The 18,576-nt window shown below is 46.6% G+C and carries 17 protein-coding genes; 13 read left to right on the forward strand and 4 right to left on the reverse strand.

The annotated features are described in order from the left end of the window. The first annotated feature begins 119 nt into the window (after positions 1–119). Together QT994_RS07745 and QT994_RS07750 are read left to right on the forward strand one after the other, a co-directional pair. Positions 120–1,388: a sodium:proton antiporter gene (locus QT994_RS07745; RefSeq protein WP_333043889.1), complete on the forward strand. Its 1,269-nt coding sequence runs from the start codon at positions 120–122 to the stop codon at positions 1,386–1,388. A 449-nt stretch (positions 1,389–1,837) separates the two neighbouring features. Further along, on the forward strand, positions 1,838–2,311 hold the full coding sequence (locus QT994_RS07750) for a hypothetical protein (protein ID WP_333173145.1): 474 nt from the start codon (positions 1,838–1,840) through the stop codon (positions 2,309–2,311). A 380-nt stretch (positions 2,312–2,691) separates the two neighbouring features. Here the strand turns inward: QT994_RS07750 and QT994_RS07755 are convergent, their stop codons facing one another. From QT994_RS07755 to QT994_RS07765, 3 genes are read right to left on the reverse strand one after another with little or no spacing between them, the layout of a single operon-like run. Continuing rightward, a complete protein-coding gene (locus QT994_RS07755; RefSeq protein WP_333043885.1) occupies positions 2,692–3,327 on the reverse strand; it encodes a class I SAM-dependent methyltransferase in 636 nt (211 codons plus the stop codon). Positions 3,328–3,333: 6 nt separating this feature from the next. Further along, entirely contained in the window at positions 3,334–3,795 is a 462-nt protein-coding gene (locus tag QT994_RS07760; RefSeq protein ID WP_333173148.1) for a cupin domain-containing protein, read from the reverse strand. Positions 3,796–3,842: 47 nt separating this feature from the next. After that, positions 3,843–4,322, reverse strand: a complete 480-nt coding sequence (locus QT994_RS07765) for a hypothetical protein (RefSeq protein ID WP_333173150.1) — start codon at positions 4,320–4,322, stop codon at positions 3,843–3,845. Between the two features lie 148 nt (positions 4,323–4,470). Here QT994_RS07765 and QT994_RS07770 point away from each other — a divergent pair, with 148 nt between their 5' ends. The 3 genes from QT994_RS07770 (at position 4,471) to QT994_RS07780 (ending at position 8,672) form a co-directional block, all read left to right on the forward strand. Next, positions 4,471–5,925: a folate/biopterin family MFS transporter gene (locus QT994_RS07770; RefSeq protein WP_333043880.1), complete on the forward strand. Its 1,455-nt coding sequence runs from the start codon at positions 4,471–4,473 to the stop codon at positions 5,923–5,925. 117 nt (positions 5,926–6,042) lie between these two features. Next, complete coding sequence (locus tag QT994_RS07775; protein WP_333173152.1) at positions 6,043–7,539, forward strand: carotenoid oxygenase family protein; 1,497 nt, start codon at positions 6,043–6,045, stop codon at positions 7,537–7,539. 233 nt (positions 7,540–7,772) lie between these two features. After that, positions 7,773–8,672 (forward strand): DUF4436 family protein, encoded by a 900-nt coding sequence (locus QT994_RS07780; protein WP_333173155.1) that lies wholly within the window; start codon positions 7,773–7,775, stop codon positions 8,670–8,672. A gap of 102 nt (positions 8,673–8,774) precedes the next feature. Here QT994_RS07780 and QT994_RS07785 read toward each other — a convergent pair whose 3' ends face one another. Further along, entirely contained in the window at positions 8,775–9,653 is an 879-nt protein-coding gene (locus QT994_RS07785) for an SGNH/GDSL hydrolase family protein (RefSeq protein WP_333173157.1), read from the reverse strand. Positions 9,654–10,014: 361 nt separating this feature from the next. Here QT994_RS07785 and QT994_RS07790 point away from each other — a divergent pair, with 361 nt between their 5' ends. The 8 genes from QT994_RS07790 (at position 10,015) to QT994_RS07825 (ending at position 18,564) form a co-directional block, all read left to right on the forward strand. Further along, a complete protein-coding gene (locus QT994_RS07790) occupies positions 10,015–10,257 on the forward strand; it encodes a DUF7219 family protein (protein WP_190658612.1) in 243 nt (80 codons plus the stop codon). Positions 10,258–10,364: 107 nt separating this feature from the next. Beyond that, positions 10,365–10,898 (forward strand): RDD family protein, encoded by a 534-nt coding sequence (locus QT994_RS07795; protein WP_333173159.1) that lies wholly within the window; start codon positions 10,365–10,367, stop codon positions 10,896–10,898. Between the two features lie 38 nt (positions 10,899–10,936). Further along, positions 10,937–11,125, forward strand: coding sequence for a 50S ribosomal protein L33 (gene rpmG, locus QT994_RS07800; RefSeq protein WP_006631376.1), 189 nt, complete (start codon positions 10,937–10,939; stop codon positions 11,123–11,125). A gap of 161 nt (positions 11,126–11,286) precedes the next feature. Then, complete coding sequence (rpsR, locus tag QT994_RS07805; RefSeq protein WP_006631377.1) at positions 11,287–11,502, forward strand: 30S ribosomal protein S18; 216 nt, start codon at positions 11,287–11,289, stop codon at positions 11,500–11,502. A 313-nt stretch (positions 11,503–11,815) separates the two neighbouring features. Then, complete coding sequence (locus tag QT994_RS07810) at positions 11,816–13,822, forward strand: ribonuclease R family protein (protein WP_333173161.1); 2,007 nt, start codon at positions 11,816–11,818, stop codon at positions 13,820–13,822. 455 nt (positions 13,823–14,277) lie between these two features. Then, a complete protein-coding gene (locus QT994_RS07815; RefSeq protein WP_333173163.1) occupies positions 14,278–15,717 on the forward strand; it encodes a 1-acyl-sn-glycerol-3-phosphate acyltransferase in 1,440 nt (479 codons plus the stop codon). Positions 15,718–15,973: 256 nt separating this feature from the next. Continuing rightward, a complete protein-coding gene (locus tag QT994_RS07820; RefSeq protein WP_333043871.1) occupies positions 15,974–16,861 on the forward strand; it encodes a histidine kinase dimerization/phospho-acceptor domain-containing protein in 888 nt (295 codons plus the stop codon). Positions 16,862–17,103: 242 nt separating this feature from the next. Next, the gene (locus tag QT994_RS07825) at positions 17,104–18,564 is read left to right on the forward strand and encodes an IctB family putative bicarbonate transporter (protein WP_333173166.1); all 1,461 of its coding nucleotides are present in this window, start codon (positions 17,104–17,106) and stop codon (positions 18,562–18,564) included. Positions 18,565–18,576 lie beyond the last annotated feature (12 nt).

Raw genomic sequence — 18,576 nt, forward strand, 5'->3', positions numbered from 1 at the left:
AGCCCGCAGCAGCAGGCTAGAAGCATAAACATTTTGGTATAACAACTGCAACTTTCGGAGGAGATGTGAATCTAGCGGGTGGTGGATGCCGCAGAAGCTTTTATGTGTAAAAATCGCACTTGGTAAACCTGATTAAAAGTGCGATCGCTCCTGTGGATAATTACATTCTCAACTTGCTAGTTATTGGCATCCTCCTGCTGACCGTCACCTTGGGTTCGGGATGGATTTCGCGATTGCCTATATCTTATGCCTTAATTTATCTAATTGTCGGTATCGGATTGGGGCCCTACGGCGTCAAGCTGATTGAATTGCGTCCCGAAGCTCAACTTTTAGAAAGACTCACAGAATTTGTAGTTATTGTTTCTCTGTTCAGTTGCGGCTTAAAAATGAATCGCCCGCTGCAACTTTGGGCCTGGAATTCCACAGCGCGGCTGATCGGTTTTTTAATGCCAATTTCGATTTTTGCTGTTGCTGCGATCGGTCATTGGTTTGTGAAATTAGATTGGGGTCCGGCGATTTTATTAGGAGCAATTCTCGCTCCCACCGATCCAGTTTTAGCCTCAGAAGTTCAGTTAGCTGATATAGACGATCGCGATGAATTGCGCTTTGGTTTAACATCCGAAGGCGGTTTGAACGATGCTTTAGCTTTTCCTTTTGTTTATTTCGGCATTTATGCGCTAAAAGATAACAACTGGCAGAACTGGTTTTCGCAGTGGGTAGCAGTTGACTTGATTTGGGCGATCGCCGCAGGTATCGTTATGGGAATTATAGTAGCTAAAGCCGTCACCTGGATCGATCGCCAACTCCAACGCTATCGACCGGCCGATCAATTAATGGAAGATTTCATTGCTCTGAGCACAATTCTGCTCACATATTCCCTGACAGAAGTAGTCAACGGCTACGGATTTCTCGCAGTTTTTGTAGCAGGAATTGTGGGGCAGCGGAGTTACCACAACCCAGAGAAACCGCTTTCCCAACTGCACTTTACGGAGCGCATTGAAAAGTTAATGGAAGTAGCAACTATTTTACTATTAGGTTCACTTTTGCGCTTAGAGCCTATGTTGGTCTATGGAGGATACTCCCTCTTAGTAGCTGGATTGTTGATTTTTTTAATCCGGCCTGTGGGAGCTTGGATTAGTACGATCGGCAGTCCTTTACATCCCGCCAGCCGCTGGCTGTGCGGGTGGTTCGGCATTCGTGGTGTCGGTTCTATCTATTATCTTACCTATGCTTTCGGTCACGGTTTGAAAGGCGAAATCGGCGAAAAAATTGCCTGGATTACCTTTACAACAATCATAATTTCTGTGGTTTTGCACGGCATTACTTCTACCCCTCTAATGAACTGGTACGAACGCCGAATCAAACCTAAAGTACCGGATTTAATTTAATTCAGTAAGGTGCGTGACTTTAATAGTCCTGGACGCAACTGTCACCCTACAATCGACTTGTAGGGTGCGTCAGGCGAAGGTAAGGATTCAGGTCATGTGAAAAGCAGTAAAACCTATACGGTGTAACCATTTGATCGAATAATCATCAAATATCCATTCTTATTAAGAAACCCTGAAAGCTTTTATTTTCGTACCTATTGAGAATCAAGCTGTTGATTTAGCGAAGGCTTTAATTCTAGAAGTCCTTCTGTGACTACGTTTCAGATACCTGAATCCTTACAGGCGAAGTTCTCTAACGGCGATCGGGAATTTCGGGAGGTGACGCATCTTACTATACAATCTAAAATCGACTTGTAGGGTGCGTCAGGCGAAGTTCTCTAACGACACCGAAAGAAAAGAAGATTATAATTTTTTCTATAATTCTAATATAAACGTTCGCGGAATCAAACATGGATCGATTTGAATTTCAGCTAGCAATGCTGCAAAAAGGAGCAGAGGAACTAGAGACAAAAATAGCTAACTTCACAACAATTATAATGCAATTAAAAAGTACGGCAATTACCATTTGGGTAGCGTTGATTGGTTGGGTTTTTACAAGCAAAATAGATGCGTTGGTTCCCCTAGGATACGTTATAATTTTGGGTTTCTGGTTTTTAGAAGCTACCTACTGGAAGGTGCAATTTTATTACATACAAAGAGTCCATGCAATTACCGAATTCTTGAATAATGAAAGTGCCTTAGATGAAAGTTTTAATGCTCGCTCAATTCCGGAAGGTCTTGTGCACCCGCTCGGTTCATTAAAAACAATTAAAATGCCTTCTTTATGGAGAGCTATCTGCGCTCCATCAATCTATATTTTTTATACCTTTTTGTTTGTTGTTAATTCGATCGTTTGGTTAATAACTCTTAAAACAGCCCTCTAACTGGGTAAGCTCCCAATGTGCGAGCGACCAGACAATATCTGCCATCCCAACTAACTAAAAGTGTAAATTGGAGGTTCAATTTGCTTGCTACTCCAAAAAACGGTTGCTTTTTGTATCGTTTGGGTTAAGAGTTCGCCTGTTCTCTCCTCAATACTCTGTTGGTTATTTTCAAATAACCAGAACTGTTCGCGCTCAACTTCTACTACGACAGCAACCTCTTATATTCAGGACTTAGGCAACTGGCATACTCAAATCAAGCTGTAGGGTGCGTCAGGTGAATTTTTAGAACAATTATTGAGGGTTTGAAAATCTGACGCATCTTACTAATTGTGACTATTTCCAATTTTAAAAGGACACGACAATGCAGTCCTTACCCGCAGCTAAACAGGTTTCACCCCAACTAATAAAGCGAGTTCCCGCCACTTCCAATAACAGTCTGCATCTGTAAAACCAATTTCTCTAAACCAGCGCAGTTGCGTTTCGACATCGAGCAATTTATTAGACGGATCGTCGGGCGAATCGCTAATACCGATCGCCTCTCGAAATTTCTCGTGCAAAGCCGGAGTTGCTGACGCTACGTGCTCCAAATTGCAAAAGATGCCTCCCGGTTCCAAAAGCTCGAAAATCTCAGTGTAAAGCGAACGTTTGCGATCGTCTATTACGTGATGAATCGCAAAACTAGAAACAACCGCATCAAATTTGCCCAAATCCGGTAGCGATTCGTCAAAATTGTGCTCGATTACCGTGACTTTCGGGTCATCCGCAAAGCGAATTCTGGCTTTTTCCAGCATTGTCGGCGAAAAGTCGATCGCCACACATTCAACATTTGGTCGATCGCACTTAAGCAGACCCAGCAACCGCCCGTCTCCCGTGCCCACATCCAGAATTCGCTTAACATTTTTCGGCACTTCCTCCAACAAAACCGCTTCACCTTCAGTGCGGTGAGGAATTCCATCAGCTTTAGCAAGATACCACAAAGCGTGTTCCGCCGAAGTCCAAAGATTCACTTGACTCATATTTTTTCAACTCTCATAAACCTCGCCATTTTTGCGAGTAAAAATCCAACTATTCCCGTTAGCTTTCGCAATTAGATCGTCATCGGGATATTCGGCACTATCTCCGGGAGTGCGATCGCCAATTTCGAGATAAACAACATCTGCATCCGAGCGGTTGACTAAATGGTGTCCGTCTGGATCCCCCGCCGGAAACCCCGCCACCATACCCGGTTTCAGCACTTGCTCTCCCGAATTTGTAATCAGAGTAACTTCCCCTTCCAGAACATAGATTAACTCATCTTGCCGAGTGTGCCAATGCCTGAGAGCAGAACAACTTCCCGGCGCAAGTCTCACCAAATTTACCCCAAAATTCTTCAACCCGGCAGCATTGCCCAAGCGTTTTTTAACTCTCCCCGCAACAGCAGATTGGAATTGCTGAGGGTACTTGGAACCAGTAATTTCCGGCACATTTTTAGGATCGATAATCATAAAACATTCCTTTCACCAATTGCCCACTCTTATCCAAAAAAATTAAGCTATCCCAAAGGTTTCAAAGTAGTAGGATTTTCCCGAATCGGTTTAATAAAACGGCTGTTCGCCCGCACGAAACAATTTCCGTTTGCCGTGGCAATCGGCAGCCAAGGTTTGCCCTGAGAGTCAGCAATCATAATTTGATTGGCATTATTTCCTGTCACCGCTTGCAATCGTTTTCCGCGCCGAAACGTAGTCACGACAGGCCACTGCGAAACATTGTGTTTATTTCTTTCAAACAACTCAGCAGGCGCATCCAAAGCGTCTACAGAGATCGATCGAAATCTCTGAGCCATCCGGCAATTCAACCCTTGAGAATCTGAGTCAACAACCACCCAATTTACCTGTCTGTTCCCCCGCTGTCTCGCAGGTGGCACCGGATAATCCCCTTGCTGGTTAGCAACAGGTATTGCTGAGGCTAAATTAGCCCCTATTCCTAAAATCCAAGCCGCTGCCAGAAAGACAATTCTAATTTCTGCTTTCATTGCTACCACAAATCATTTAATTCGAGCTAATTACAATTTTATAGTACCTGCCAGATCCCCGTCATTCCGGCATCCCACCTCCGACAGTTCCCGGAACTCATTAAGAATGTGTTATAAATATTGAGATTCATTAAGAAATATTGCTCAAATGCTCCTTTCCCCCTCTGGCACCAGCAAACTCAAAGAATCTTTAAAAGAAAAAGTATTCTTTGGGAATGAGCCAACCCCCGAGCTCATAGCTATCTTACTGATTTACTTCGTCCAAGGCATTCTCGGACTCGCCCGCTTAGCCGTCAGCTTCTTCCTCAAAGACGAACTCGGCATGAGTCCCGCTGAAGTCTCGGCAATGCTGGGCGTCGTAGCCCTGCCTTGGATTATCAAACCCGTGTTCGGCTTCATGTCGGACGGCTTGCCGATATTCGGCTACCGCAGACGCCCTTACATCGTCCTCTCCGGGCTGCTGGGAACCTCAGCATGGGTGGGCCTCGCAACAATTGTACACACACCGCTTGCCGCTACAGGCGCGATCGCCCTGAGTTCCCTCTCCCTCGCCGTCAGCGACGTAATCGCCGACTCCCTGGTAGTCGAAAGGGCCAGAAAAGAATCCGTTACCGACGCCGGTTCCCTGCAATCCTTGTCTTGGGGCGCTGCAGCCCTCGGCGGACTAATTACCGCCTACCTCAGCGGTTCCCTGCTGCAACACTTCAGCACCCACACAATATTTTTAATCACCGCATCTTTCCCGCTAATTGTATCAGCAACAGCTTGGTTAATTGCCGAAGAAAAAACCAACAAAAGAACAGACTTTGAAGCTGTCAAAGACCAACTAAAACAACTGCGGCAAGCTGTTACCCAAAAAACAATTTGGCTGCCCACCGCCTTTCTCTTCATCTTGCAAGCCACCCCAAGCTCTGACTCCGCCTTCTTCTTTTTTACCACCAACGAATTAGGCTTTCCACCAGAATTTCTCGGCCGAGTGCGCCTCGTTACCAGCATTGCCGCCCTCGCCGGCGTGTGGCTGTTTCAACGCTTCCTCAAAACAGTTCCGTTTCGAGTAATTTTTGGCTGGTCAACGGTCATTGCGACTGCTTTGGGCATGACTACTTTATTATTAGTAACTCATGCCAACCGAGCTTTAGGAATTGACGATCAATGGTTCAGCATCGGAGACAGTCTGATCCTGACAGTAATCGGACAAATTGCTTATATGCCGATACTGGTACTCTCCGCCCGGTTGTGTCCCAGAGGCGTCGAAGCAACTTTATTTGCCGTGCTGATGTCAGTCACTAACTTAGCAGGACTTATTTCCCACGAAGGTGGTGCACTTTTGACCCACTTGCTAGGAATTACCGATCGCAATTTCGATAACCTCTGGCTGCTAATTGTCATCACAAACCTGTCCACACTTCTGCCACTACCGTTCTTAAATTGGTTGCCCGCCGATAGTACAGAAAGCGGCGATCCAAACAATCAAAAGTCTCTCCCCGTATTAGAACCAGAAATGGGCAGTTCCAAACCAGGCGGACAGCATTTCATGCCCGAATACTTTCCCGACTTAGTACCGACAGTAAGGTCACAAAGCCGCACCGCAGACAGCAAATAAAGGAAGGCACACACGAATACACGGATGAATTTAACTGTGTTTCCCAATTCTCCGATTTTCCTTCTCTCTGCGCCCTCTGTGCTCTCTGCGGTTAAAAAATTCGCTCCCGTAACACCAATGCAAAAATTACAACTTTCCGAACCTCAAACAGCCGCCCCAAACCAATCATACGATCGCACAGACTGGCAGCGCGGCTACGAATCCCAACCCAACGAATCCGACTACTGGATTGACGACATAGAAGGTGAAATCCCCGCCGGCTTGCAAGGCACATTCTTTCGCAACGGGCCCGGATTATTGGATGTAAACGGCCAGCGCATCCACCACCCGTTTGACGGCGACGGGATGGTTTGTGCGATCGCAATATCCGAAGGCCGCGCCCATTTCCGCAACCGATTCATACACACAGAAGGCTATCTCGCCGAACAAAAAGCCGGAAAAATTCTCCACCGAGGCGTTTTTGGCACACAGAAACCGGGGGGCTGGCTAGCCAACATCTTTGATGTCAAACTCAAAAACATTGCCAACACCAACATCATTTATTGGGGCGACAAACTGCTAGCACTTTGGGAAGGAGCACAACCCTACAGACTCGACCCCCGCACCCTAGAAACACTCGGCTTAGATACCCTAGACGGCATCTTGGAACCCGGTGAAGCCTTCGCCGCCCACCCCAGAATCGAAAAAGGGAAAAATGGCAAAGGAGACAGATTAGTAAACTTTTCTGTCAAGCCCGGTTTGTCGAGTACCATCACGATTTACGAATTCGACGAAAGCGGCAAACTTTTGCAGCGTCACGCCCATGCAATACCGGGTTTTGCCTTCCTGCACGACATGGTAATTACCCCGAATTACTGTATATTCTTCCAAAATCCCGTCAGCTTCAATCCGCTGCTTTTCGTTTTAGGATTTCGGAGTGCATCCCAGTGCATTCAATTTTCGCCAAACAAGCCAACGCAAGCAATTTTAATTCCCCGCAACGGCACTGACGAGGTAAAGATATTAGAAACTGAACCTTGTTTTGTTTTCCACCACTGCAACGCATGGGAAGAAGGAGACGAAGTTTTTGTTGACTCAGTTTGTTACGAATCATTTCCCACTGTAGAAGCAGACGGCGATTTTCGCGAGGTTGATTTTGAGAGCGTTCCAGCGGGCGAATTGTGGCGCTTTAAGTTAAATTTGCAAGACAAAACCGTGCAGCATCAAGTTGTTGAAACTAGGTGCTGCGAGTTTCCAACTTTGCATCCCAATAATGTCGGACAACCTTACCGATATCTTTACATCGGTGCTGCTGATGCTCCCACGGGAAATGCTCCTTTGCAAGCTATCCTCAAAATGGATTTCGTGACTGGTGAAAGCCAAATTTGGAGTGCGGCGCCGCGCGGTTTTGCGGGGGAACCGGTATTTGTTCTCCGTCCCGATGCTGTTGCTGAGGATGACGGCTGGCTGCTGCTTTTAATGTATGATGCAGCTAATCATCGATCGACCTTAGTGATTTTAGATGCTCGCGACATCACCAAAGGGCCCCTAGCGCGCTTGCATTTAAAACAGCACATTCCCTACGGTTTGCACGGCTGTTTTACACCAAATGTACTGCTTCCTATCGGTTCGTAGTTGCGCGTTGATTCGCCTGATTCTTGCGCCGCTCGCCCCAGCCCGCCGGGGGTTTAAACCCCCGGCTCACAGCGAAAGTCCTCTAAAAGAGGACTAAAACCAACATTTATTATCGATCGAGTTTCTTTAGTCGGTTTTAACCGACTTTAGCTATGAGCCAGGGGTTTAAACCCCTGGCTGGCGGACTGCGGCGAATGCTAACAACTATTCAATATGTAAAATATCCATAATAAATGCAAACTGTCAACAAATTTCATCTCAAAAAAATACTTATTTTAATTTGCAGTCTGGTCGTAATTTTGGCAATTATCTTATCTATTTACTCTCACAATGCTAACGCCCAAGAGCCTTACAAGCCCTCTCCAGAAAGCGCTGTAGGGTCCAAAGGCTTGGTTGAGGTCAAAATGACAGTAATTGCCGTTGATCCCATTAAAAATGAATTAGAAGCCCGCTTGCAGTTTGAACTCAAAGGTATCTATAAAAAAGGGCCAACTTACCCGGCTCAAGACTTGTTAATGACAGTTAACGGCGCAAATGTACAGGATTCGGAAATTACCTTTAAAGAAGGCAAACCGATGATTGTTCCTGCATTGAAGTTTAACTTAGTCAAAGGAAAAATTAACAATTACCCGTTTGACAGGCACATTGCTAAAGTTGCTATTTCGCTCGACCCGCTGCCTTCAATTGGTAAAAAGTTTGCTCCCTTTGAACTGAATCCCGTGCCGCTGGAATTTAATTTTCATGCCGACGTTCCCGGTTTCGACATCAGTTATAGACCGATGGAAGAGAACTCGTCTATATTTATTTATATCGATGTTTCTGCAACTAGATCAATCCCGGTGAAATTCTTTGCCTTAGTGATTATTGTCATCATGTGGGTGCTGTCAACTATGGCGCTTTTGCTAGCATTAAAAGTGATGAAATCGGGCAAGTTGCCGGAAGTCGGAATGCTGAGTTGGACTGCTGTGATGCTGTTTGCTTTTCCCGCTATTCGCAATGCTCAACCGGGGGTGCCTCCGGTGGGAACTGCAAGCGATTTCCTTTCGTTTTTTTGGACGGAAATTATTGTTGTGGTGGCGTTGGTGATTATTGGTAGTTGTTGGTTAAAGCGGTATCATCCGCCGATGGAATGATTTTATATTTGAAGAATTTACCCCCTAGACCAATCAGGGGGCTTTTACTCTGGATACTTTCAATTAACAGCCAACCGTCAACAGTGAACTAAATTCAAAAATTCACTTTTTGACTTCCAAATTTTCAATATCTTTTGCGGGTACTCCCAAACCTCGCAAAATAGTAAAAGCCATAATTCGATATCCCGACGCATTGGGGTGAACTCCATCGGCGGCTAACAAATTTAGAGTCTTGCCCGCGTGTTTTTGATACGTGCCGATAACTTCCCGAAAAGGTGCATTTAAATCAATAAACAAGCACTGATTCTGCAACGCAATTTCTCGCATCGCGGCAATATACTCTTGCAACCTGCGATTTTCTGGGCCGTCGAGAATTTCACCGATAGGAGTAGGAGAAAGCAGTACAACTCGAATTCCTGCCGCTTTTGCCGCCAGCACCATTTGAGTTATTTTCTCGCGATATTGTGCCAGTGGCACTCCCGTGGGCAACTTGCCTTGTGGATAAAACCGCAGGCTTTGGAAGTCAAAGAAAGCGTGCCAAACGTCGTTGACTCCGACATTAATCATCACTAAATCTGGCTTTTGGTCGATCGCATCTTTTTGGAAGCGCGCTTGCATATCAGTCGCCTTGTTACCGGAAATTCCGGCGTTGACGATTTCGATTTTGCGATCGGGATAAAGAGCATTCAGATAGCGTTCTAGCAGCCAAACGTAACCTCCGGGGTATTTCCCGGCCTCGGTGATGCTGTCGCCCACTGTCACAATTTTGCGCTTGCCGACGAGCACGTTTTGGATTTCTGGTGGTGGCGTTGCTTCGGATACGGATTCTTTAAACACGGGAATTAAGGAGTGAGGAATGTTGAAGGCGATAACAGCAGCAATTACTGCGATGGCAAGTCTGATTAAAACTTGCCTCAGCCGGGATTTGGGACGGGGCGATTCCCTTCGGGATAGCTTCGCTTGACGCGCATTTGCAGACATTATGCAGTTTTTTACTCAAAGTCTAACTATTTATGTCTGCAATAATATTATCCATTTTTGTTTTTTTTGTCACTTATTTCAATAAGTCAGTCCTGGAGTAACAAAAACCTGGTTTGGACGCCAAATCGGAAGTTATAAGCCTTAAGCCCTAAACCTAGTTGTTGACCCCGCCTGCGTAAATTGTACAGGTGAAATTACTGAGGTTTTTGTTGCCGTGATCTGCCCGTGTAATTGCCATCACAAAAAAGTTCGCCCAATGTCACATGATTTCTGCTACTTACAGCACAACTTTAGCAGGTGATCGCGGTTTATAATATTATTGATTAGTTCAGGAAACAAGTGTTCATGCGAGGTTAAAGCAATGGTAGCAAATTCAAATTTTTTATATCCTCAAAATCGCTATTACGGTGAAGTAAAGCCAGAGAATTTGGTATTTAATGCGAATTTACAAGAGTTTTCCCAGCGAGTGGGTTACATAAGTTCCTTGACATCTAACGGTAAAATCTCTGTGGAACAGGCATTTACTCAGATCCAAACACTGTGGGAACAGGTGGAAAAGTCGAAAAAACAGTTGGGAATCGGCGAAAATCCATTTTCGGCTTGAATAATTAGCGGTTGGCTTTGACGTTGATTTAGGCACCATTGATGGCGATCGATTATTCCACAGATGTAAGATGAAAAAGTAGCTAGTGGCGATCGACCTTTTTGCCTATGAGTTCCGACCTAGTTCCTCTCCTTCCCAAAGTATCCGTTGGCCGCCGCGCCGCGGCCCTCTGCATCGACGGAATCGTAGTTTGGCTGCCCAGTTTGCTTCTGGGCAATAATGCGATCGTCCAAACCATATTTTTTGTTTTGCTGTGGCTGATCATGCGCGTAGCCATCGTCAGGAAAAACCAAGGTCAAAGTCTCGGGCGCTGGGCTTTGGACATGAAAGTTGCCGATACCAGATTCCTACGGACTCCGGGAGTGCAAGAACTGTGCAAGCGCGAGGCATTGCTGGGCATTTGCGCCGGCTTAGCCTTCGCAGGTATAGCTGGGCTCACATCTACCAACGCCGCCGTATTGCTGCTGATCCTGCCCCTGGCGATCGACTGTAGCGTTGCCCTCAACTCCGGCGAAAGGTTTCCCCAAGCTTTCCACGATCGCATCGGCAGGACGATGGTCGTCGGAACCCGCCGCGGCTACTCCCTCGACATCAAAGTTAGAAGATTGCTTGACCAAGTGCAGAGCAATGTGAGAAGATAATAAATTGTGTTTAAATTAGTCGAAATTTATTTAGAATTATGGCTAAAGGCGTCCGCATCATAATTACTCTAGAGTGTACTGAGTGCCGTACAAACGTAAGCAAACGCTCAAAAGGCGTGTCTCGGTACACCACCACCAAGAACCGTCGCAACACGACGGCGCGGCTGGAACTCAAAAAGTTCTGCCCTCATTGCAACAGCCACACTGCCCACAAAGAGATCAAGTAGTGATTAGTCATTAGTCCTTAGTCATCAGTCATCAGTTGTTGGCAATTGATATTGTTCCGCGAAAAGCAGATAACTAACAAATGCTTTCTGGACGGCTAGCAACTAACGGCTAATACCTAAAAACTAACAGTCAACAGTCAACAGTTAACAAAGAACAAACCATGACTTACTTTCGCCGGCGCGTTTCGCCCATCAAACCAGGAGACCCGATCGACTACAAAGATGTCGATTTGCTCAAAAAATACGTCACAGAACGCGGTAAAATTTTGCCCCGCCGGATTACCGGTTTGACGGCAAAACAGCAGCGAGACTTGACCAGAAGTATCAAAAGAGCAAGAATTGTAGCTTTGATGCCCTTCGTAAACCAAGAAGGTTAACAGGATTTGGGATTTTGGGTTTTAGATTTTGGACTGGGAATAAGACTTGCGCGAAAAGAACGTCTTTCTGTTATTAAAAGTGCAGCAAGAATGCAGCGAAAAAATCGCGAAATAGGGTGAAGAGTCGCCGCAGCGCAAGTCTTAATCACAAGTCAAAAGTTAAAAAAAAAGCAAGAAGAAAAAAACACTTTTTAGATTTTAACTTTCACAATTGACCAGAAAAATTGCCAATATCCAAAATCTAAAATCGCAAGCTCGAAACTCGATAAGTGGCTACTGTAAAAATCCAAAATCTCAAATATAAAGCTGGCAAGTGGAGAAGGGAACGTTAGTAGAATTTAGAGTGCACGGCGACCGCCGTCTGGCAGTTGCCGATCGCCCCGATGGCAAGAAAAACTGGGTCGTGGTAGACGAAAACGGTCAACCGCACAGCATACCGCCCAAACAAATCAGCTACGAAGTAGTCGGAGAAACTTACAAACCCTCCGACATTCCCAAATTTCTCAAAGAAGTAGAAGCCTACTCAGATCCGTCGAGTTTGGAAGTAGCTTGGGAACTCCTAGTCGGCGACGGAGAAACGGCAGATCCCGAATCCCTGGCAATGCTGCTATTTTCCGATCGCAGTGCAGCCCAGTGTTACGCGGCTTACTGTTTGCTATCAACAGACAAACTGTATTTCAAACAAAAGGGCGATCGCTACGAACCGCGATCGGCAGCCCAAGTAGCCGAAATCAAACACCAGCAAGAAGTAGAACAGCAGCGACACCAAGAATCCCAAGGATTTTGGGATCGAGTCAAACAGCGGCTGGCAGGGGAAAATGTAGATTGGGAACACAGCGATCGAACTCGCCTCGACGCCTTAGAACGCTTTGCCCTCCTCGGAGAAGAAGCAACGCACCGCACCCCAGCCTTAGAAACTTTAGCCAGCTTACAACGCTCCGAAAACCCCGAAGCAGCATTTGGCCTCCTAGTCGAGCTCGGCCTCTGGAGTACCCACGAAAACCTGTTTTTGCGGCGCAGCCAAATTCCCCTACAATTCTCCGCAAAGGTATTAGAAGTGGCCCAACGCTGCCTAGAAAATCCCCCAACCGACTCCGACACAAATCGTCTCGATTTAACTCACCTCAAGGTTTACACGATCGACGACGAAAGCACCACCGAAATCGACGACGGCCTCAGCTTAGAATTCCTCGAAAACGGCCAGCAGCGGATCTGGATACACATCGCCGATCCCACCCGCTTGCTTTCCCCCGGAGACGAACTCGACCTCGAAGCCAGGAAGCGCACCACTACGGTTTACCTGCCCACGGGAATGATTTCCATGTTTCCCCCAGCTTTGGCAACTGGGCCGATGAGTTTAATTCAAGGCAAAGAGTGCAGCGCGCTCAGCTTCAGCGTCACCTTAGACGAAATCGGCGCGGCTCAAGATTACAGCATCCACATCAGCACCATAAAACCCACCTACCGCTTGACCTACGATGACGTAGACGAAATGCTGGAGTTGGGAATCGAAGCAGAACCGGAAATAGCAGCGATTGCCTCTGCAGCAAAACTGCGCCAAAAATGGCGGGAAGCCCAAGGCGCAATCAGCATTTTCATGCCCGAATCCGTCATCAAAGTCAACGGCGACGACATCAAAATCCACGTCATCGACGACTCCACAGCCCGGATGCTAGTAGCCGAAATGATGATTTTAGCCGGCGAACTAGCAGCCCGCTACGGTCAAGCTAACAGCCTGCCCATACCCTACCGCTATCAGCCACAGCCCGAACTCCCTCCCGATGAAGAATTGCTAGCCGTGCCCGCAGGCCCCGCCCGCGCTTGCGCCGTGCGTCGGTGTATGCCCCGCAGCGAAATGGGCCTCACCCCCGGACGCCACGCCGGCTTGGGTTTGGAATTATACACTCAAGTTACTTCCCCGATCCGCCGCTATACCGATTTGCTCACTCACTTCCAAATCAAAGCCCACCTGCGGGGCGAACCCCTACCTTTTACTGCTGAAGAAATACAGGACATTGTGATGTGTCTCGGCACCGCAGTTAAAGAAGCATCCACTGTGGAACGCCAAACAAACCGCTATTGGGGATTGGAATATTTGCGGCGTAACCCCGATGAAGTTTGGGAAGCTTTAATGCTGCGCTGGCTGAGGGAAGACAGCAATCTCGGATTGATTTTATTGGAAGATTTGGGTTTAGAATTGGCAATGCGATTTGGTCGATCGGTCGCCATAGGCGATCGGCTAGAAGTCAAAGTCACCCACTGCGATCCGCGATCGGATGTCATTAACTTCCAGGAAATGATATTTGAAGCCGCACAATAGGATTTTAGATTTTAGATTTTAGATTTTGGATTGCAAAAATCTGTGTTGAAGGCTGAAACTGAGGATAAATCTCGTTTTTAGTCGAGTTTATGACCCCCTCGCATCCCCCTTGTCAAGGGCAGGGGGGTAAAAAAGATGATGGTTTCATATCTAGTCCTGTAAAATAATCGTAATTCTTGTCAGGGCTAGTTCAGCTCTGAATCTGTAATATCAGCCAGAAATCCCGTAAACCCGCCCCGACCAAATTATTGGGGTCGATCGACTGGACATGATATTCAATCCAAGACGGGTAATACTTTTGACGTTAAATTGACACGGTTTGCTATCTCCTCTGTTCCTCGGTGTCCTCTGTGTCCTCTGCGGTTAATAAAAAAAACTTCAGCATCATAAAAATTAGAAAATTTTACCGCAGCCTAGTAATCTACAATCTAAAATCTAAAATTTAAAATCGCAAAATGCCCAATTCAATTAGCCAAGTTCAGCCGCCACTGGAATTCATACCCCCAGCCTACAACCCTCTAGTGATGCAAGGTTGTAAGCAATTATTCCCCTGGTGGCTGCGATTTCGGACGAGTATCAGCCACATTCAAGCCGAAAACGTCGAAACCCTCGCCGAACTATTCCACCAATTTCAAAATCAGCAAGTTCGCTTCTTGCTAGCCTTCCGCCACCCCAACTCAGACGATCCCTACTGTTTGGGACAACTAATTTGGAAACTGGTTCCCCAAGCGGCGCGGGCCAAAGGCATTCCCCTGCAATTCCCCGTACATTCCCACTTTATCTACGATCGCGGCATTCCCCTGTGGGCCGGTGCGGGAGTCGGCTGGTTGTATTCTCAACTCGGTGGCACTCCGATGGTTCGCGGTAAAATCGATCGCGCCGGATTGCGATCGGCCCGCAATTTATTTGCCAACAGCCAATTCCCGATCGCCGCCGCCCCAGAAGGCGCCACCAACGGTCACAATGAAATAGTTAGCCCCCTCGAACCGGGAATTGCTCAAATGGGCTTCTGGTGCGTTGAAGATTTGCTGAAAGCCGGACGCACTGAAAAAGTTTTAATTGTGCCGATCGGCATTCAATACCGCTATGTTAATCCACCTTGGGAACCCCTAGAAAAACTTTTAACTCAATTAGAAATTGATTGCGGACTGCCACCGTTAGAGCGCATCGAAATACCCAATTTAGAGACCGTAAATCCCGACTCCGAAAACCACAATCACAAATTCCAATATCTGCGCTTAATTCGAGTCGGCAGCCATTTGCTAGCAGTAATGGAAGAGTTTTACAGCCGTTTTTATCATAAAAACTTACCCTTAAAACTATCTATTTTACCATCATCCATTACCGAGAAAACGACAAATAATTTTGACAATGAAGTAATGATAGCTCGACTCAAAGCCTTGTTAGATGTGGGCTTGCAAGTAGGAGAAGAATATTTTAACTTAAAGCCTAAAGGCAGTTTAATAGACCGCTGCCGCCGTTTGGAACAAGCAGGCTGGGAGTATATTTATCGAGAAGATATCAAAGATATTGCAGCACTTTCTCCCTTAGAAAGAGGATTAGCCGATCGCCTCGCTGAAGAAGCAAGTCTTCGGATGTGGCACATGAGACTTGTAGAAAGTTTCGTGTCCGTCACGGGCAGGTACGTCCAAGAAAAGCTGACCGCAGAACGTTTGGCAGAAACAACTTTACTGCTGTGGGACGTACTGGCTCGCATCAAAGGGGGAAATCCTTTCGGCAGACCGAAGTTGGGCAAACAGCAAGTACAAATGACCGTGGGCGAACCGATATCAGTGGGCGATCGCTGGGAGGGATATCAAACCAGTCGCAGGTTAGCCGTTGCCGAACTCACTCAAGACTTACAATCAGCTTTAGAAGCAATGATTAAATCTTAATTACTCAGATAAGGAAGAGCTTCAAGGGAAGAATGAATATATATAGCCATCCTCGCATCATTTGTGAATTTCTTACTCCCTCCCCTTGATAAGGGAGAGTTGGGGTGGGGTCAAAAAATTACGACTCCTGCAAGGATTGCTATATTTTCTTGAATAGTTTTTTGGTGGTGAATTATAAACAGATTGTTATAGACTTTTGGAATAGGTCTAATGAACCGCAAACCCTCGCTCGACAATGAACCAATAAAAATTACCGATGACTAACAAACCTATCGATTTGTCTACTAACTCAATTAAAGTAAAACTGCTGAATAATTTAGCGCAGGAATTGCTCACACCGCTCACTTCGGTCCTCGGCATGGCAAGCGTGTTGAAACAAGAAATTTATGGCCCCTTAACAAGCAAGCAAAAAGAATATATTGACGTGATCCAAGACAGCAGTCGCTCTTTGCGATCGCTAGTTGAAGAAATTTTGGAACTGGCAGAACTAGATGATTCCGCTTTCACCTTGAAGCGAACCGCAGTCGATATAGAAACTTTGTGCCAGCAGGTTGTGACAATCCTCTCGTCGGTGGCAAGTAAACGAGAGCAAGAAATTAATTTGTCGATGGGGCCCGGGTCGCGCATCTGGTTGATAGATAAAGATAAGGTTCAGCAAATGCTGCACCACTTAATTTTTAGCATTATTCAATCTGCTGGGGCAGGCAGCGTGATTCGAGTCCACGTTTCTCGGAAAGAAGACGGTATCAACATCGGAGTTTGGGTTTTTCATCCTTGGTTAGGGGAAAGTTTGCCCCATGCTAAACTCTACACCGACTACTTGTTGAAGGCCGGATCAGGTAGCAGTTCGCCATCGAACTCCGAAACCGACTCCCTCGGACTCGAAGCGCAACTCCCGACACAGGGTTCGCAGCGATTAACGCTGGCGTTTTCTGAGTTGGCGGCTTTAGTGGCCCAGAATGCCGAGGATACCGCACCGGTGTTAGCTGGTTACGGGGCCAGGGAACGCTTGGGGCTGCTGCTTTGCTGCCAGTTGGTGGAAATTCAAGGCGGTCAACTCTCAATTCAAGGAGCTCCGGAATCTGGATATCGCTACGTGCTCTGGCTGCCCTGCACAAATGCTACGGAATTGTTGGAAGGGTAAAGAAGGAAGAAGGAAGAAGGAAGAAGGAAGAAGGAAGAAGGAAGAGGGAAGAAGGAAGAAGGAAGAAGCAGTGTACAGGACGTAACTGCTGAAAGAAGGAAGAAAAATAACTCAACTTTTTTCAATTATCAATTCCTGATTACCAATTCCCGATTACCAATTCCTGATGAGCGATTACCGATTCCCAATTACCAATTCCCAATTACCTGTTACCGATTACCAAGTACAAATCTAAAATAGCAATGAATTCAGTTTGGCAACAGTTAACTCTGGCAAATTTGCCCCTCTCTCAGTGGCAAAGTGGAAGTTATTTATTAAATGGGGCGATCGGCTCTTTACGCAGTTGGCGGCAGAGTAGCTGGCTGATGCAGTGGGCAGAACCCCTGGGTTTTGTTTTGTTGGCCTTGACTTTCGGTTTGGGGCCATTTGTGAACAATGCCTTGGTAGGTGTGTTGATGGCTGCTAGCGCTGCATTTTGGGTGCTGCTGACTGTTTCGGACGATCGCGCGATCGCCCTAACACCCATTCACTTGCTGGTACTGCTTTACTGGGGCATTGCCACCGTCGCAACCGCAATGTCGCCGGTGAAAGTCGCCGCTACTACTGGTTGGAGCAAGCTAACGCTGTATTTGCTGTTTTTTGCGCTGATGGCTCGGATATTGCGATCGCCCCGTTGGCGATCGTGGTTAATTGCCGTATTTTTGAACGTCTCTTTAATTGTCAGTTTCTACGGCGTGCGGCAGTGGATTGATAAAGTGCCGCCATTAGCTACTTGGAACGATCCGACTTCTACTCAAGCCGATGTCACGCGAGTTTACAGCTTTCTGGGCAATCCAAACTTGCTGGGTTCCTATTTACTGCCGGCCATTGCATTGAGCGCCGCCGCACTTTTTGTGTGGAAAGGATGGGGAACAAAAATTTTAGCGCTGACGATGCTGGTGGTGAATTGCGCGTGTTTGCGCTACACGGATAGCCGGGGTGCTTGGATCGGTTTTGTGGCTCTACTTGTGGTATTTTTAGTGCTGCTGTGGTACTGGTACAGCCCTTTGATGCCTCGGTTCTGGCGGACTTTGGCCCTGCCGTTAGGGTTAGGAGGTTTGGCTGGGGCCTTAATTTTGGGAGTGGCTTTAGTGGAGCCTCTGCGCGATCGAGTTTCGAGTATGTTTATCGGCCGAGGTGACAGCAGCAACAATTTTCGGATTAATGTTTGGACGGCGGTGATTGACATGATTCGCGATCGGCCAATTCTCGGAATTGGGCCAGGAAACACTGCTTTTAATAAAGTTTATCCGCTTTATATGAAGCCGAAATTCACTGCTTTGAGCGCTTATTCCGTGCTGCTGGAAATTGCGGTGGAAACTGGTTTTATCGGTTTAATGTGTTTCCTTTGGCTGATGACTGTCACCGTCAATCAAGGTTTGTTGCAGATCAAACATCTGCGGGATTCACAATTTAACATCTCTAATTTAGAGGAAGAATCCGGCAACCCCAAATCTAAAATCCAAAATGTAAAATCGAATCAGGGGTTTTGGTTGATTGGGGCGATCGCAACTTTAGCCGGCATGATGGCCCACGGTTTTGTCGATACAGTTTGGTACCGCCCAGAAGTTAATATGCTGTGGTGGTTGATGGTGGCGATTATTGCTAGTTTTTACAGCAACTCATACCACCAGCAAGATTCAGCTTTGACGGAGGGCGAGTAGATAGAATTGCTG

The organism is Microcoleus sp. S13_B4 (assembly GCF_036700885.1).
GTDB lineage: Bacteria > Cyanobacteriota > Cyanobacteriia > Cyanobacteriales > Microcoleaceae > Microcoleus.

Coding starts and splice junctions, on each gene's coding strand:
- QT994_RS07750 (WP_333173145.1), top strand. CDS start 1,838: ATGGATCGATTTGAATTTCAGCTAGCAATGCTGCAAAAAGGAGCAGAG.
- QT994_RS07755 (WP_333043885.1), bottom strand. CDS start 3,327: ATGAGTCAAGTGAATCTTTGGACTTCGGCGGAACACGCTTTGTGGTAT.
- QT994_RS07760 (WP_333173148.1), bottom strand. CDS start 3,795: ATGATTATCGATCCTAAAAATGTGCCGGAAATTACTGGTTCCAAGTAC.
- QT994_RS07765 (WP_333173150.1), bottom strand. CDS start 4,322: ATGAAAGCAGAAATTAGAATTGTCTTTCTGGCAGCGGCTTGGATTTTA.
- QT994_RS07770 (WP_333043880.1), top strand. CDS start 4,471: ATGCTCCTTTCCCCCTCTGGCACCAGCAAACTCAAAGAATCTTTAAAA.
- QT994_RS07775 (WP_333173152.1), top strand. CDS start 6,043: ATGCAAAAATTACAACTTTCCGAACCTCAAACAGCCGCCCCAAACCAA.
- QT994_RS07780 (WP_333173155.1), top strand. CDS start 7,773: ATGCAAACTGTCAACAAATTTCATCTCAAAAAAATACTTATTTTAATT.
- QT994_RS07785 (WP_333173157.1), bottom strand. CDS start 9,653: ATGTCTGCAAATGCGCGTCAAGCGAAGCTATCCCGAAGGGAATCGCCC.
- QT994_RS07790 (WP_190658612.1), top strand. CDS start 10,015: ATGGTAGCAAATTCAAATTTTTTATATCCTCAAAATCGCTATTACGGT.
- QT994_RS07795 (WP_333173159.1), top strand. CDS start 10,365: ATGAGTTCCGACCTAGTTCCTCTCCTTCCCAAAGTATCCGTTGGCCGC.
- rpmG (WP_006631376.1), top strand. CDS start 10,937: ATGGCTAAAGGCGTCCGCATCATAATTACTCTAGAGTGTACTGAGTGC.
- rpsR (WP_006631377.1), top strand. CDS start 11,287: ATGACTTACTTTCGCCGGCGCGTTTCGCCCATCAAACCAGGAGACCCG.
- QT994_RS07815 (WP_333173163.1), top strand. CDS start 14,278: ATGCCCAATTCAATTAGCCAAGTTCAGCCGCCACTGGAATTCATACCC.
- QT994_RS07820 (WP_333043871.1), top strand. CDS start 15,974: ATGACTAACAAACCTATCGATTTGTCTACTAACTCAATTAAAGTAAAA.
- QT994_RS07825 (WP_333173166.1), top strand. CDS start 17,104: ATGAATTCAGTTTGGCAACAGTTAACTCTGGCAAATTTGCCCCTCTCT.